At 54.7% G+C, this 14,772-nt stretch carries 13 protein-coding genes; all 13 read right to left on the bottom strand.

Annotated features, from left to right (window positions below; genetic code table 11):
- Positions 1 to 58: 58 nt before the first annotated feature.
- Positions 59 to 700: a protein phosphatase CheZ gene (cheZ, locus tag ACVKSX_RS01770; RefSeq protein ID WP_003849160.1), complete on the bottom strand. Its 642-nt coding sequence runs from the start codon at positions 698 to 700 to the stop codon at positions 59 to 61.
- Between the two features lie 9 nt (positions 701 to 709).
- Complete coding sequence (cheY, locus tag ACVKSX_RS01765; protein WP_010258559.1) at positions 710 to 1,099, bottom strand: chemotaxis response regulator CheY; 390 nt, start codon at positions 1,097 to 1,099, stop codon at positions 710 to 712.
- Between the two features lie 39 nt (positions 1,100 to 1,138).
- Positions 1,139 to 2,188: a protein-glutamate methylesterase/protein-glutamine glutaminase gene (locus tag ACVKSX_RS01760; protein ID WP_010258555.1), complete on the bottom strand. Its 1,050-nt coding sequence runs from the start codon at positions 2,186 to 2,188 to the stop codon at positions 1,139 to 1,141.
- A complete protein-coding gene (gene cheR / locus ACVKSX_RS01755; protein ID WP_010258551.1) occupies positions 2,188 to 3,060 on the bottom strand; it encodes a protein-glutamate O-methyltransferase CheR in 873 nt (290 codons plus the stop codon). Before cheR ends, ACVKSX_RS01760 begins: the two co-directional genes overlap by 1 nt.
- Before the next feature lie 80 nt (positions 3,061 to 3,140).
- Positions 3,141 to 4,817, bottom strand: a complete 1,677-nt coding sequence (locus ACVKSX_RS01750; protein WP_010258548.1) for a methyl-accepting chemotaxis protein — start codon at positions 4,815 to 4,817, stop codon at positions 3,141 to 3,143.
- A 105-nt stretch (positions 4,818 to 4,922) separates the two neighbouring features.
- A complete protein-coding gene (locus ACVKSX_RS01745; RefSeq protein WP_022625501.1) occupies positions 4,923 to 6,485 on the bottom strand; it encodes a methyl-accepting chemotaxis protein in 1,563 nt (520 codons plus the stop codon).
- 194 nt (positions 6,486 to 6,679) lie between these two features.
- Entirely contained in the window at positions 6,680 to 8,353 is a 1,674-nt protein-coding gene (locus ACVKSX_RS01740; protein WP_010670819.1) for a methyl-accepting chemotaxis protein, read from the bottom strand.
- A 161-nt stretch (positions 8,354 to 8,514) separates the two neighbouring features.
- The gene (cheW, locus tag ACVKSX_RS01735) at positions 8,515 to 9,012 is read right to left on the bottom strand and encodes a chemotaxis protein CheW (protein WP_010258541.1); all 498 of its coding nucleotides are present in this window, start codon (positions 9,010 to 9,012) and stop codon (positions 8,515 to 8,517) included.
- Between the two features lie 23 nt (positions 9,013 to 9,035).
- On the bottom strand, positions 9,036 to 11,018 hold the full coding sequence (cheA, locus tag ACVKSX_RS01730; protein WP_181955347.1) for a chemotaxis protein CheA: 1,983 nt from the start codon (positions 11,016 to 11,018) through the stop codon (positions 9,036 to 9,038).
- Between the two features lie 11 nt (positions 11,019 to 11,029).
- On the bottom strand, positions 11,030 to 11,971 hold the full coding sequence (gene motB, locus ACVKSX_RS01725; protein ID WP_010258536.1) for a flagellar motor protein MotB: 942 nt from the start codon (positions 11,969 to 11,971) through the stop codon (positions 11,030 to 11,032).
- A complete protein-coding gene (motA, locus tag ACVKSX_RS01720; protein ID WP_003849139.1) occupies positions 11,968 to 12,855 on the bottom strand; it encodes a flagellar motor stator protein MotA in 888 nt (295 codons plus the stop codon). The genes motB and motA overlap by 4 nt, the downstream gene beginning before the upstream one ends.
- A gap of 133 nt (positions 12,856 to 12,988) precedes the next feature.
- Complete coding sequence (gene flhC / locus ACVKSX_RS01715) at positions 12,989 to 13,567, bottom strand: flagellar transcriptional regulator FlhC (protein WP_010258532.1); 579 nt, start codon at positions 13,565 to 13,567, stop codon at positions 12,989 to 12,991.
- Positions 13,564 to 13,917, bottom strand: coding sequence for a flagellar transcriptional regulator FlhD (gene flhD / locus ACVKSX_RS01710; protein WP_010258528.1), 354 nt, complete (start codon positions 13,915 to 13,917; stop codon positions 13,564 to 13,566). The genes flhC and flhD overlap by 4 nt, the downstream gene beginning before the upstream one ends.
- Between the last annotated feature and the right edge of the window lie 855 nt (positions 13,918 to 14,772).

The raw sequence follows: 14,772 nt of genomic DNA, 5'->3' as shown, positions 1-14,772 counted from the left end.
AGGTGACCCTGTTTATTATAAGCTGCAGCTGTTTCACCCGCCCGCAGGCGGACGAAACCTAGAACCCTAAGCTGTCCAGCAGGTCATCAACCTGATCCTGGTTCGCCACCACGCCCGGTGCATCGGCGTGAATCTGCGGCCCGTTCAGCAGGCTGGTGCCTTCCTGACGCTTCTCAGCGCTGACTTCTGGCATATTCTCCAGCAGCACCATTAACAGCTGGCGCTCAATTTCCTGGATCACATCCATCATGCGCTTGATCACCTGACCGGTCAGGTCCTGGAAATCCTGCGCCATCATGATTTCAAGCAGCTGCTTGTTGGTAAAGGCGGTATGCTCTGGCACGGCGGTGAGGAATGCGCGCGTATCCGTCACCAACTCCCGCGCATCACCCAGTTCAATCGGGTTCTCAAACCACTCATCCCAACGCCCTTTCAGCTGGGTTGCCCCGGCTTCCATCTTATCCTGATGGGGTTGTGCTGCTTCAACACAGTTCAACGCACGGTCAGCGGCCTGCGCCGTCATCTGCACAACATAATCCAGACGGTCGCGGGCATCAGGAATGGCTTCAGCCGCATCGGCTATGGCTTTATCCAGCCCCAGCTCGCGCAGGCTGTCGCGCAGCATGCGCGTCAGAGAGCCAATACGTGAAATGATGTCGTGTGCCGCGGCATCCTCAGTTGGTTTCGGAAAGTCGCTCATCACATCCCCTTACATGCCCAGTTTTTCGAAAATTTTACCCAGCTTTTCTTCCAGGGTTGCCGCAGTGAATGGCTTCACGACATATCCGCTGGCACCGGCCTGGGCGGCGGCGATAATGTTCTCTTTCTTCGCTTCCGCGGTCACCATCAACACCGGCAGCGAACTCATTGCCGCGTCGGCACGAATGGTCTGCAGCAGCTGCAGGCCATCCATGTTTGGCATGTTCCAGTCGGAAATCACGAAGTCGAAACCACCCGCTTTCAGTTTGCCGAGGGCGTCCACACCATCTTCCGCTTCTTCTACGTTATTGAAGCCCAGCTCTTTCAGCAGGTTACGCACAATACGACGCATCGTATTGAAGTCGTCTACTACCAAAAAGCGCATGTTTTTATCAGCCATATCTACTCCTGAGTTGTCTCGCCCGGCGGGACGGGCCTGTTAAATACGCAATGCCTGTCCGGCGCTAATTTTCGCCAGCATGTGCTGGCTGATGTTGCTTAAATCCACGACTTCGCTCACGCCGCCTGTGGCAATGGCCTCACGCGGCATGCCAAATACCACACAGCTGGCTTCGTTCTGGGCGATAGTCCAGGCGCCTGCCCGATGCATTTCCAGCATCCCGGCGGCACCGTCGTTGCCCATGCCGGTGAGGATGACCCCCACCGCATTTCGTCCGGCGTAAGTTGCCACCGATTTAAACAGCACATCCACAGAGGGTTTGTGCCGGTTAACCGGTGGTCCTTCATTCAGTTTCACCACATAGTTGGCGCCACTTCGGGCCAGCTCCATGTGCATTGCGCCTGGCGCGATGTAGGCATGGCCTGGCAGAATACGCTCACCATCTTCAGCTTCCTTCACCGTGATCTGACACAACTTGTTCAGACGCTCGGCAAAAGAGCGGGTAAAGCCTGGCGGCATATGCTGGGTAATCAGCAGTGCCGGGCTGGTCGCCGGTAACGGCTGCAGCACATGGCGAATCGCCTCGGTACCCCCGGTTGAGGAGCCAATCGCAATCAGCTTCTCACTACTCAGCAGCGGGCCCGCTTTCAGCGTCGCCGGCACCGGCATCGCTGCACGGTTGTGCAGTCGGGCACGGGAAGCGGCACGAATTTTGTCGCCAATCATCTGGCTGTAAGACAGCATCCCTTCGCGGATACCGAGCTGTGGCTTGGTGACGAAATCCACCGCTCCCAGCTCCAGCGCGCGCAGGGTAATTTCAGAGCCTTTCCCGGTCAGCGATGAAACCATCACCACCGGCATTGGCCGTAACCGCATCAGTTTTTCCAGGAAATCGAGGCCATCCATGCGCGGCATTTCCACATCCAGCGTCAGCACCTGCGGATTGAACTGCTTAATCAAATCGCGGGCGACCAGCGGATCGGGTGCCGTAGCGACCATCTCCATATCCGGATGGCTGTTGATGATTTCAGTCATCAACTGCCGCATCAGCGCAGAGTCATCTACGCACATCACGGTGATTTTGCTCATCATCTTTCCTTCGTCAGTCCATAGACGGTTTGCCCGCGCAGCCAGAACTCTTTACTGATCTGACTGAAGTTTTCTGAATGACCGGCGAACAGAATGCCACCCGGCTTCAGGAGCGGGACAAACCGACGCAGAATCTTCTCCTGCGTCTCTTTATCGAAATAGATCATCACGTTGCGACAGAAAATAGCGTCGAACTGACCCGGCAGCGCCCAGTCATTGGCCAGCAGGTTAAGCTGCGCGTAAGTGACCATATTGGTCAGCTCGGGACGCGCCCGCACCATACCGGCATGAGGACCGGTGCCGCGCAGGAAGTAGCGCTGCATTTGTGCGGGTGACAGCGTGCGCAGCTCCTCCTGGCGATAAACACCCGCCACCGCTTTTTCCAGCACCTGGGTGTCGATATCGCTGGCATGAACCTGGAACTTGCCCGGTCCGGTGCCCAGCGCTTCCGCCAGCGTCATGGCGATGGAGTAAGGCTCTTCGCCGGTTGACGCTGCGGTACTCCAGACGCTGAAGTTGCCCTGTCGCTTACGTGCATGCTCCGCCAGAATCGGGAAGTGATGCGCTTCGCGGAAGAACGCGGTCAGGTTAGTGGTCAAGGCATTGATAAACGCCTGCCACTCGGCACTGTTCGGATCGGACTCCAGCAGCGCCAGGTAGCGACCGAAATCATCGATATTCAGCGTACGCAGGCGACGAACCAGACGGTTGTAAACCATCTCACGCTTGTGATCGGCCAGTACGATACCGGCACGCTGATAGATCAGCTGGCTGATACGACGAAAATGCGTATCGGAGAGCGGTAAACGCTGCACCATCTGCGACAGCAGCGTTGTCGTCTCATTTTGATCTAAAATTGTCGATTTTTTCATCTCTGCACCTGGCCCGAACTCAATACATTATTTGTCTGCTGCGATGCCCGGCGGCTCAATGGCGGCCGGGCCACGGGCGATTAAAAGGTTTCCCAGTTGTCGTCGCTGCGGGTAGCAGGCGAACGACCAACGGCTAACGGTGCATCTGACTGGAGAGTTTTCATCGCCGTTGTCTTGTTAACGGCCTGAGCGACAAATTCTTTACCAATATTGAACACTGATACCGCTTGTTTTAAGTGACTTGCCTGATCTTCGAGCGCTGCAGCCGCTGCCGCTGACTCTTCGACCAGTGAGGCGTTCTGCTGGGTGACGCGATCCATCTCGGTCACGGCAAGCCCCACCTGGTCAATGCCACGGCTCTGCTCGTCTGACGCTGAGGCGATCTCACCCATGATGTCGGTGACGCGGGTGACCGCGCTGACGATGTTGCTCATGGTGTCACCGGCGCTCTCTACCAGCACCGAGCCGGTATTAACGCGGCTAACCGAATCTTCAATCAGACCTTTAATCTCTTTGGCGGCCTGGGCGCTGCGCTGCGCCAGGCTGCGCACTTCACCGGCAACGACCGCAAAACCGCGACCCTGTTCACCGGCACGCGCCGCTTCAACGGCCGCATTCAGCGCCAGGATGTTGGTCTGGAAGGCGATGCCATCAATCACACTGGTGATATCGGCAATCTTTTTGGAACTGCCGGCAATTTCTTTCATGGTGGTGACCACGCCATCCACCACTTTGCCGCCCTGCTGCGCGGTTTCAGAGGCGGTCAGCGCCAGCTTGGACGCCTGACGGGCGTTTTCGGCATTCTGCTTCACGGTCGCGGTGAGCTGCTCCATGCTGGCAGCGGTCTGCTCCAGCGAAGCGGCCTGCTGTTCGGTACGCGAAGAGAGATCGTTATTGCCGATGGAGATTTCGCTCGCACCGGTATAGATGGCATCAGAGCCGTCTCGAACGGTTCGCACGGTACGGACCAGCTCCTGCTGCATGTGCTGCAGCGAAGTCAGTAACTCCCCGATTTCGTTACGCACGCTAATCTCAACCGGCTGGGTCAAGTCGCCCCGTGCGATGTGCTGGATATGCTCAATACTCTGACGCAGCGGACGGATCAGCACCGAGCGCATCACGTTCCACACCAGGATAATCATCAGCAAGGTCACTGCCAGTGTGGCGATAACGATAGTGATGGAGCGGGTATACGCGTGCTGGTTAGCTTCCACACCCTGCTGAGACAGCGCTTTATTGTGCTCAAGCCACTCGCTGTAATCTTTCTGGAACTTGTCCTGGTAGCTCTGGGTCGGCTGATCCACAAAACCTTTGAAATTGCCGGCGGTGAAGAAGACCATCAGCTCCGCCAGCGCATCGTGATAGGCCTTGTAGTTCGCCTGTAACGCCCGGACGTTTTCGGCCGTTTTGCCTTCTTCTGACAGGTTATCGTTGAATATCTGATAGCTGACTTCAGCCTGCTTCAGCTCCTCGCCCGCCAGGGCGACCAGCTCTTTCACGCTGGCACCCGAGCCCGACATCTGTGCATCCTGCAGAAAACGGATACCGGCGCGGTTAAGGGTGTTACGCGCCTGAACCAGCGAAACCCATGAGGTGCCCATCGCCTGTTGCAGAGTATTCAGGCGTTGGTTGTAGGCAAAATTCTCTTTATCTGAACTGACAGTTTTGAAAAACATTCCGCCGGAAAACAGCTGCAGCAGCGCAAACAGCGCCAGCACACACAGCAGGCCGGAGACGACTCGTACTCGACTAAACATAAACACCTCATTGGTTGGCGATTCGTGTGTATTTATCGGCGGAGACGGGGGGAACTTTATGCATGGCGACGGCTTTACGCCGCCGCCATGTTGAAAGAGGGAAAATCAGGCGCGGGAAATTTTGAAAACGGAGACGGCCTGGGTCAGGACGCTGGCCTGCTGCTCCAGTGCCGCCGCAGCGGCGGCAGACTCCTCAACCAGCGAGGCGTTCTGCTGGGTCACGCGATCCATTTCGGTGACGGCCAGACCGACCTGCTCAATACCGCGGCTCTGCTCATCGGAAGCCGAGGCGATCTCACCCATGATGTCGGTAACGCGGGTCACGGCACCCACAATCTCATTCATGGTGCTGCCGGCGCTTTCAACCTGCAGTGAACCGCTGTTGACGCGTGACACCGAGTCTTCAATCAGGCCTTTAATCTCTTTCGCAGCCTGGGCGCTGCGCTGGGCCAGACTGCGCACTTCACCGGCCACCACCGCAAAACCGCGACCCTGTTCACCGGCACGTGCCGCTTCAACCGCCGCATTCAGCGCCAGGATGTTGGTCTGGAAGGCGATGCCGTCGATTACGCTGATAATGTCCGCGATCTTCTTCGAGCTGCCGGCGATCTCTTTCATGGTTGTGACCACGCCATTCACCACTTTACCGCCCTGCTGCGCGGTTTCGGAGGCGGTCAGCGCCAGCTGGGATGCCTGACGGGCGTTGTCAGCATTCTGCTTCACCGTGGCAGTGAGCTGCTCCATGCTGGCGGCGGTCTGCTCCAGCGAAGCGGCCTGCTCTTCGGTGCGGGCCGACAGGTCGTTGTTACCGGCGGCGATTTCGCTGGCACCGGTAAAGATGGCATCAGAGCCGTCACGCACATTCCCCACCGTCATCACCAGCGACTGCTGCATCTCATGGATGCCTGCTGCCAGCTGGCTCATCTCATTACGCCCCTCAACCACAATCGGCTGGGTCAAATCGCCGGAGGCAATAGCGCGAATCTGTGCCAGCAGCTGTTGCAGCGGCTGAATCAACACCTGACGCAGGCCAAACCAGCAGGTAATAATCACCGCAAGCACCGCAACACCAATCGCGGCCAGCAGCCACATCATCTGTTTAAAGGCTTTCTGGTTCTGCGCCATTCCCTGATCGGAAAGCTCAGTCTGACGCGCACGCCATTTGTTGTAGCTCTCCTGCATCGCGACCTGTTTCTGCTCAATGTTCTGTTTGAACATCCCTTCCAGGTCGCGCGCCTGCAGGCTTTTTACCATCGCCTTCAGGCCGTTTTCGTAGTTAGCGTAATCGGCTTCAAGCGTGTCGCCCATGGTTTCGTCAAGACCCGACGTGGTTGGCAGATGGTAATAGATTTTAAAGTGGCGATCGGCTTCCGCTAACTGGGTATTGGCTTTGTTGATCAGCTCATCAAGCTGACCGCCGTTCATCTGCGAGGCCATGCTGGTCTGTAAGCGCAGCATGCCGCGGTTCAGCGTGGTACGGCTGTTGTTCAGTGAAATATAGGCGTCAGTCATCTCGGTGACATTGCGATTAGAGACCTGCGACAGCGCAAAGGACTCTTTGTCTTTATTGAGGGCTGACCAGAAAAGGCTGCCAGCGACTAGCTGGAGCGCGCCAAAGATGACCAGGACTGCGATTAAACTGGTCACCACTTTTATTTTTTTTAACATCTTGTTCCCCTGCAGGTTAATTTAGGTGCAGCGGCTATATCGGCGATGTAACAGGATTAATTAACGCTATTCAGCGCTTTCAGGAGAGAAGTGGCTTTTGTAATTATTTTTATCAGCATGAGCTGCTGAGTTTGGCTTTACGCAGAGGAATCGCGAGGGGTTGCTGCGCATCCCGCAGGATGCGCAGCGTGACATCAGAAGGTTTCCCAGTGAGTATCACTGACCGGCGCCGTCAGGGCTTTGCGTGGTGCCAGCGCCGCCGTAGCGGGTGCGGCAATCGGCAGATGCTTTGTCAGCGTCTGCTGCAACGCGCCGCGTTTAATTTTGAAGACCGACACTGACTGACTTAACCGGCTGGCCTGATCTTCCAGCGAGGCGGCTGCCGCAGCGGACTCTTCCACCAGCGAGGCGTTCTGCTGGGTAACGCGATCCATCTCAGTGACCGCCTGCCCGACCTGATCGATACCGCGACTCTGCTCGTCCGACGCCGAGGCGATTTCACCCATGATGTCGGTGACGCGCGTAACCGCACTGACGATATCGCTCATGGTTTCCCCGGCGGTGCCGACCAGTTGCGAACCGACATTGACCCGGTTCACTGAGTCATCGATCAACCCTTTGATCTCTTTTGCCGCCTGGGCGCTGCGCTGGGCCAGATTACGCACCTCGCCCGCGACCACGGCAAAACCGCGACCCTGCTCTCCGGCACGCGCCGCTTCAACGGCGGCGTTAAGCGCCAGAATATTGGTCTGGAAAGCAATGCCATCAATCACGCTGGTGATATCGGCAATCTTCTTCGAACTGCCAGCGATTTCGCTCATGGTTTTCACGACACCCGCCACCACGTTGCCGCCTTTTTCTGCGGTTTCTGAGGCGCTGAGTGCCAGCTGTGATGCCTGGCGGGCGTTTTCGGCGTTCTGTTTCACCGTGGCAGTGAGCTGCTCCATGCTGGCCGCCGTCTGCTCCAGTGACGCAGCCTGCTGTTCTGTGCGGGCAGAAAGATCATTGTTTCCGGCAGAGATCTCGCTGGCACCGGTGAAAATCGCATCCGAGCCGTCACGCACATTGGTCACCGTGCGCACCAGTGACTGTTGCATGTCATGCAGACTGGCCGCGAGCTGAGTCATCTCGTTGCGCCCTTCCACCACAATCGGCTGGGTTAAATCGCCCTGGGCGATATGCTGAATGTGATTAATGCTGCTGTTGAGGGGTGTCATCACGATTTTGCGCAGGCCAAACCAGCAGAGCACGATCACGGCGACCACGACGGCCATGATGGTGGAGAGGATCCACATCATGCGGCTGTAAGCAGAACTGTTCTCTTCAACACCAAGCGTAGTCAGGCGATTCTGATCGGCTCGCCATTCACGGTAAAGCGTCAGAAACGCACTCTGGCTTGGCGCCACCGGGGCTTTACCGGCCGCAATCAGATCGTTTGCCTGTAGCGCCGTCTGCAACTGATCCAGCGCAGCGCCATAGTCGCTGTAGCGCTGCTCCAGCTGGTTGTTTAACTCACTATTTTGTCCCGGCGTATCGGGTGTCTCTTTAAAGACTTTGAAAAAACCGGCGGCCGCCTGCTGAAAGTTTTTGCTGTCGTCAAACAGCGTGGCGACATCGGCCGTTTTGCCTTCCAGCTTACTGGTGGCGAAACGCAGCTGAATACGGGTCAGCAGCACCCGGCTCTGGTTAAGACTCATATAGGCGTCGTTGAGCGACTGCGTATTTTGCATCGCCAGCTGCGACACGGCGAAGCTTTGCTTGTCGTGGCTTAATGCGGAGTAGAAAACAGAACCGGAGAAGGCCTGTAACAGCCCAAACACCAGCAACACCAGTAACAGGCTGGTGACAACACGGATTTTCGTTAACATGAGTAACCCTGAAGAAAGTAGGTAATTAAAGTGACTGAGGGATTATCGGCAGGTGACAGCGGGAAATTAGAGTGCAATGCGGCTTTATTCTATGAATAGAAAGGAATTATCGCTCTGTGAAACTATCACGGGCCAGCCATAACCGGCCCGTGATGATTCAATTACGCGCTACGCAGGTTATCCACCAGCGCCATCTCGTCGCTGCTCAGCAGCTTCTCAATGTCGACCAGAATCAGCATGCGATCGCCCAGCGCACCCAGACCGGTCAGGTACTCGGTGGACATGGTCACAGCGAACTCTGGTGAAGGACGGATCTGATCCTGGGTCAGCGACAGCACATCAGAGACGCCGTCAACCACGATACCGACCACGCGATTTTCCAGATTCAGCACGATAACCACGGTGTTTTCATTGTACTCAACATCGGGCTGCGCAAACTTCACGCGCAGATCGATAATCGGCACGATAACGCCGCGCAGGTTAGTGACGCCGCGGATAAATTCAGGGGTATTTGCGATACGCGTTACCTGATCGTAACCGCGAATTTCCTGAACTTTGAGGATATCGATGCCGTACTCTTCGTCGCCCAGCGTGAAGACCAGAAACTCCTGACCCACAGTTTCGCCAGCGATTTTTGTCACGGTTGCCATTCCATTCATGTTATTTACCCTTTCGTTATCAATCAGGCGGCAGCGCCAGCCACACGTTTTTCACGGTTAAGTGATTGCAGTGCTGAAACATCAACAATCAGCGCCACGCTACCATCGCCAAGAATGGTGGCGGCAGAGATGCCCGGCACTTTGCGATAGTTACTTTCCAGGTTCTTCACCACCACCTGATGCTGGCCAATCAGCTGATCGACCAGTAGCGCGTAACGTTTGCCCGCGCTTTGCAGGATTACCACGATGCCCTGAGTGGCCTCGGTTTTGGCATCCTGCACATCAAAGACGTTCCACAGCTCGACCAGTGGCAGATATTCGCCACGCACTTCCAGCACGCACTCGCCACCGGCCAGCGGTTTCAGCTCTTCGGCGCGCGGTTGCAGCGACTCCATCACCGCATTCAGCGGCAGAATAAAGACTTCATCGGCCACACGAACGGACATCCCATCAAGGATGGCCAGGGTCAGCGGCAGCAGGATACGAATGGTGGTGCCTTTGCCCTGCTTCGAGGCGATTTCGACATGACCGCCCATCTCCTGAATATTTCGTTTCACCACGTCCATACCGACGCCGCGTCCTGAAACATCCGTCACCTGCTCTGCGGTAGAGAAGCCCGGTGCGAAGATCAGCATGCCGACCTCTTCGTCGCTCATGTTCTCGTGAACCGGCAGGCCCGATGAGAGGGCTTTAGCCAGAATACGTTCACGGTTCAGACCGGCACCATCATCAGACACTTCAATGCAGATGTTGCCGCCCTGATGTTCCGCTGAAAGCGTCAGGTTACCGGTTGCCACTTTACCGGCCACCAGACGTTTCTCTGGCGTTTCGATACCGTGGTCAAGGCTGTTACGCACCAGGTGCGTTAATGGATCGATGATGCGCTCAATCAGGCTCTTATCGAGTTCGGTTGAGCTGCCCAGCAGCGTCAGTTCGACCTCTTTGCCGAGTTTGCTGGCCAGGTCACGCACCAGACGCGGGAAGCGGCTGAAGACATATTCCATTGGCATCATACGAATCGACATCACCGATTCCTGCAGATCGCGGGCGTTACGCTCCAGCTGACCCATGCTGTTCAGCAGGTCACCGTGCGCGACCGGATCGAGTTCGCCGGAACGCTGAGCGAGCATTGACTGGGTAATCACCAGTTCGCCCACCAGGTTGATCAGCTGATCGACTTTCTCCACCGCAACACGGATGCTGGTGGATTCGCTCGATTTGGCAGGGGCCGCGACGCGCTTACTTTCACGCTTCACTGCGGCCACCGGCAGTTCGGTGACGGTGGCAGTGTGAACGTCTTCCACCACCGGTTCGGCCTCGGCAGCAACAGCAACTGGCGCGGCAACGGCTTCGTCTGCTGCCGGGAAGCGGATCTGTGCTTCGTCGATGACGAAGCAGAGCACCGCCACGATGTCATCTTTACCGACGCCATCAATGCAGACATCCAGCGTGGTGCTGCCTTTCTGTACGTTGGTCAGGGTGCCGAGATTACTCATCTCTTCCAGCATCAGATCGACCTCTTTCTCTTTGAGATCGATCAGCTGTACACGCAGGCCGCTGGTGCTGGCCGGTTCTGCGCTGGCAGTGGCAACACTGGCCGGAACATCAACCGGCAGACCTTTGGCCTCTAGCGCCAGCTGGCGCAGCGCTTCACAGATATATTTGAAGCTCTCCGCGTTAGGCTCCTGCGCGGTTTTATAAGCATCGAGCTGTTCCTGCATAATATCTTTGGTTTCCAAAAACAGGTTGATGATGTCGGTGCTGAGCTGCATCTCGCCGCGACGAGCACCATCCAGAATGTTTTCCAGGATATGAGTCGTTTCCTGTAATACCGTAAAACCAAAGGTTCCGGCCCCACCCTTAATGGAGTGAGCGGCACGGAAGATGGCGTTAAGCTGTTCCGAATCTGGCTCCTGCGGGTCTAAGCCCAACAGGTGTTGTTCCATATCCGCTAATAGCTCATCGGCTTCATCAAAAAACGTCTGGTAAAAATCGCTGATGTCCATACTCACGGGAATCACCTCGGCTGTGAGGGGGCTGCTGTATTCACCGCGCCGCCTGGTGTTGCAGGTGCGGTAATCTGTTCAATGGCCGCCGGATCGCTGATCTGGACGGCATCACTTTCTGCGTTCTCTTTTTCTATTGCCGCTTCGGTGTCGTGGTTCAACACCAGCAGGCTGATGCGGCGGTTAACGGCGTCATTACCGCCACGATTTTTCAGGCGCATGGTGTCGGCCATACCCAACACCCGTAAAATTTTTCCGCTGTCTAAGCCGCCCATCACCAGTTCACGGCGTGAGGCGTTAGCACGGTCTGTCGACAGTTCCCAGTTGCTGTAGCCTTTGTCACCGCTGGCATACTGAAAATCATCGGTATGTCCGGCCAGGCTGATGCGGTTCGGAATGTCGTTAAGGACTGGCGCTATCGCACGCAGAATATCGCGCATATAGGGCTCAACCTCGGCCCGACCGGTCTTAAACATCGGGCGATTCTGGCTGTCGATAATCTGAATACGCAGCCCCTCTTCCACCATGTTGATGATCAGATGCGGGCGCAGCGCTTTCAGACGCGGATCCGCTTCAATCAGCTGGTCGAGCTTTTCACGCAGCCGGTTAAGACGAATCTCATCCAGCTTGCGTTTCTGGGCGTCCATATCGACGACTTTGTTCACTTCGCCAATCTTTTTGGTCGGATCATCACCGCCGCCGGGGATCGGGCTCTCGCTGTCGCTGCTGCGCGCCCCGCCGGTAATCGCTACCTTCAGCGGTGTTTTGAAGTAGTCTGCTATCTGCACCAGCTCCTGCGGGTTGGCGATTGAGAGCAGCCACATCACCATAAAAAAGGCCATCATCGCCGTCATAAAGTCGGCGTAGGCAATCTTCCACGATCCGTGGCTGCCTTCATGGCCTTTATGTTTGCGCTTTTTGATCAGCACAATTGGGCGATTGCCGTGTTTCATGAAGCCTCGTCTGAAGTCTGTTTAGCCGGGTTCTTGGCGTTACGTACGTGCTCTTCCAGTTCGCTGAACGACGGACGCTCGGCGGAATAGAGCGTCTTACGACCAAATTCCACCGCAATCTGCGGCGCGTAACCATTCAGGCTCGACAGCAATGTCACCTTAATGCACTGCATCATCTTGGTGGTTTCCGCACACTTCTGACGCAGCACTGACGAGAGTGGAGAGACAAACCCGTAGGCCAGCAGGATGCCCAGGAAGGTGCCCACCATCGCATGCGCGACCAGCGCACCGAGTTCAGCGGCTGGACGATCGGCCGAAGCCAGTGCATGGACCACGCCCATTACCGCGGCGACGATACCGAATGCCGGAAGACCATCACCCACTGCAGCAATACTTTGCGCTGGTACGTCACACTCGTGTTCGTAGGTCTCAATCTCTTCATCCATCAACGCTTCGATTTCAAAAGCGTTCATGTTGCCGCTCACCATCAGGCGTAAATAGTCAGTAATAAAATCCACTAACTGTTTATCGGCAAGAATGCGGGGATAATTAGCAAAAATTTCACTCTGGCTGGGATCTTCAATATCGCGTTCCAGCGATAACATGCCCTGCTGACGCGACTTCGCCATCAGGCGATAAAGCAGCGCCATCAAATCCATGTAAACCGCTTTGTTGTACTTGGAGCCGCGAAATAACTTAGGCAGCGCCTTCAGCGTTTTTTTAATCGACTTACCGTTGTTGCCGACTAAAAAAGCACCGGCACCGGCACCGCCGATCATTAATAATTCGGCTGGCTGATAAAGCGCGCCCAGATGGCCACCTACCAGCGCATATCCGCCCAACACGGAGCCTAAAACAATCAGGTAACCTATAATTATCAGCACAAAAAAATCCTTACGTCCGTAACGTGTTGGTGGAAGTTAAGCCAGAGAGCCGCAGATGTTATTCCTGAACCGCAAGCAAAAAAAAAGCAGCGGTATTAACCGCTGCTGGATGGCTTCCACAGTGCGAACAAACTTAAACGGCGTGTTTAACCTGTTCATCCAGCAGTTGTGGAAACATATCGGCAGGTTCTGCAGAAAGTTTACGTCTTTTTACTGCCCGTGATGGTGGCTGGCACAGGCTGCAGGTAAAGCTGCCAACTGGCTGATGCGCATGATTAATAAAGCTGCCGTTGCAGCTTTTACAATCTGCCAGTTCCAGCATACCGCTATCAACGAATCGGACCAGGGTCCAGGCACGAGTCAGCGCCAACAGCGGGCCCTCGTCCGATTGAGGACACTGTTCAAGATACAGGCGGTAAGCTTTAATCACGGCATCGACGCCGCTGCACAACCCGGTTTTCAGCAAAAACTTCCAGGCGTTACAGAACATAGAAGCATGAATGTTCTGCTCCCACGTCATAAACCAGTCCGTAGAGAACGGCAGCATACCTTTCGGTGGCGGACTGCCACGTAATTCTTTATAGAGCTTGATGAGACGACCGCGGCTCAGTTGGGTTTCGCTCTCAAGCATCTGTAAGCGGGCACCTAATGTAATGAGCTCCATCGCGAGATGAATATCACGTGCTTCCTGAACAATACTTTTCTCACTCATGACATTGCTCTCTTTTTAGCAGGTGCATCATCTTTAGACGCATTACGCAGTAAACGGCTCGATAATAAAATGCCGGTGTGGATTTGTTGTAAATCATCCACGCGTGATTCCTGCGTCAGGCGATTAATGGTGCTGCTATCGGTAAAACGAAACTGGCAAACCAGTTGATTGGTTTCCGCCATTTTTACCATCTCAGGCAATGTTAATTCAGATAATGCATTCGCCATTTTCTCGTCAATTCCGAGGCGAAACATTGCAGAAGCTTTATCCTGGTTAATTAAACGCTGCGCAAGCAGTAAATAAGACAAGTTGAGATCGTAAATATGTTTCAGTACTTCAGAGGTGCCCATTATTTTTCCATCCTGAGAGATGCGACGTAACTGTATCGCAGAATAAATCTGCGGTTCGAGCTGCTGTTTGTTAAATCAAAAGATGGCAAAAAAAACTTCACGTAACGTTAATGTCACCGTTTTCGCCTTCCATTTTTGTGTGGGTTTCAGACCCACCGAAGGTCGAAAATCCATGCCATTTTATTTTCGAGTTCTGGACATCTTCCGTGACGTCTTCTTACATTTTTTAGGACTATTCCGAAAACAACGCAAATCTATATCGTCTGATTTCGACATACAACGACAGTGATGTGAAATTTTAGATAAAGTGTGACGCAGATCACACTTTTAACGCAAATTTCTTCAGCAACCCTTTACCATTACTTACCGACTGGTCATTTTTTGAGCAAAAAAGCCCGATTTTAAGTCCAATTGGTCCTGAGAAAGGTTTAATAGGGGGTAAAAGCATCGCTATTCGACGCTTTGCGCAGTCCGGAATGAATATCGGGTGTTAATCGTTTTAACACCCTATTTAGAACCACCCAAAGAAAGGTTATCAGCATATTATGCTGCTGCGACGTGCGGTTATTTGCTTTTAAATTAGTTACTTAAGGGGAGTATCGCAGAGGGTGAGTAATGAAATCGTTAAGGTTTATACGGCAGCAGGTCAGATTTCTGGCAACCTGGCGTTAACAGTGGTGACCGGGTGTACAGACTCTGATTCCCACTGTAACAAGGGGTTATATAAGAAAGTCGAATGAATTAACGAAGGGTTATGCGTTGGCACTATCACTATCGGCAGCCTGAAGAGAAACTTGAGTAAAGAAGGTAAAGAAAGCGGCAGGGGCTGACAGGACGGGGATTTCCGGGCTTACC

Source organism: Pantoea sp. PvP021, from assembly GCF_054056055.1.
The sequence above is the reverse complement of the archived record's forward strand: the minus strand, read 5'-3'. Positions and strand labels throughout refer to the sequence as shown.

Coding starts and splice junctions, on each gene's coding strand:
- cheR (WP_010258551.1), bottom strand. CDS start 3,060: ATGAAAAAATCGACAATTTTAGATCAAAATGAGACGACAACGCTGCTG.
- ACVKSX_RS01750 (WP_010258548.1), bottom strand. CDS start 4,817: ATGTTTAGTCGAGTACGAGTCGTCTCCGGCCTGCTGTGTGTGCTGGCG.
- ACVKSX_RS01745 (WP_022625501.1), bottom strand. CDS start 6,485: ATGTTAAAAAAAATAAAAGTGGTGACCAGTTTAATCGCAGTCCTGGTC.
- ACVKSX_RS01760 (WP_010258555.1), bottom strand. CDS start 2,188: ATGAGCAAAATCACCGTGATGTGCGTAGATGACTCTGCGCTGATGCGG.
- cheY (WP_010258559.1), bottom strand. CDS start 1,099: ATGGCTGATAAAAACATGCGCTTTTTGGTAGTAGACGACTTCAATACG.
- flhD (WP_010258528.1), bottom strand. CDS start 13,917: ATGGGCACCTCTGAAGTACTGAAACATATTTACGATCTCAACTTGTCT.
- flhC (WP_010258532.1), bottom strand. CDS start 13,567: ATGAGTGAGAAAAGTATTGTTCAGGAAGCACGTGATATTCATCTCGCG.
- ACVKSX_RS01740 (WP_010670819.1), bottom strand. CDS start 8,353: ATGTTAACGAAAATCCGTGTTGTCACCAGCCTGTTACTGGTGTTGCTG.
- cheA (WP_181955347.1), bottom strand. CDS start 11,018: ATGGACATCAGCGATTTTTACCAGACGTTTTTTGATGAAGCCGATGAG.
- motB (WP_010258536.1), bottom strand. CDS start 11,971: ATGAAACACGGCAATCGCCCAATTGTGCTGATCAAAAAGCGCAAACAT.
- cheZ (WP_003849160.1), bottom strand. CDS start 700: ATGAGCGACTTTCCGAAACCAACTGAGGATGCCGCGGCACACGACATC.
- cheW (WP_010258541.1), bottom strand. CDS start 9,012: ATGAATGGAATGGCAACCGTGACAAAAATCGCTGGCGAAACTGTGGGT.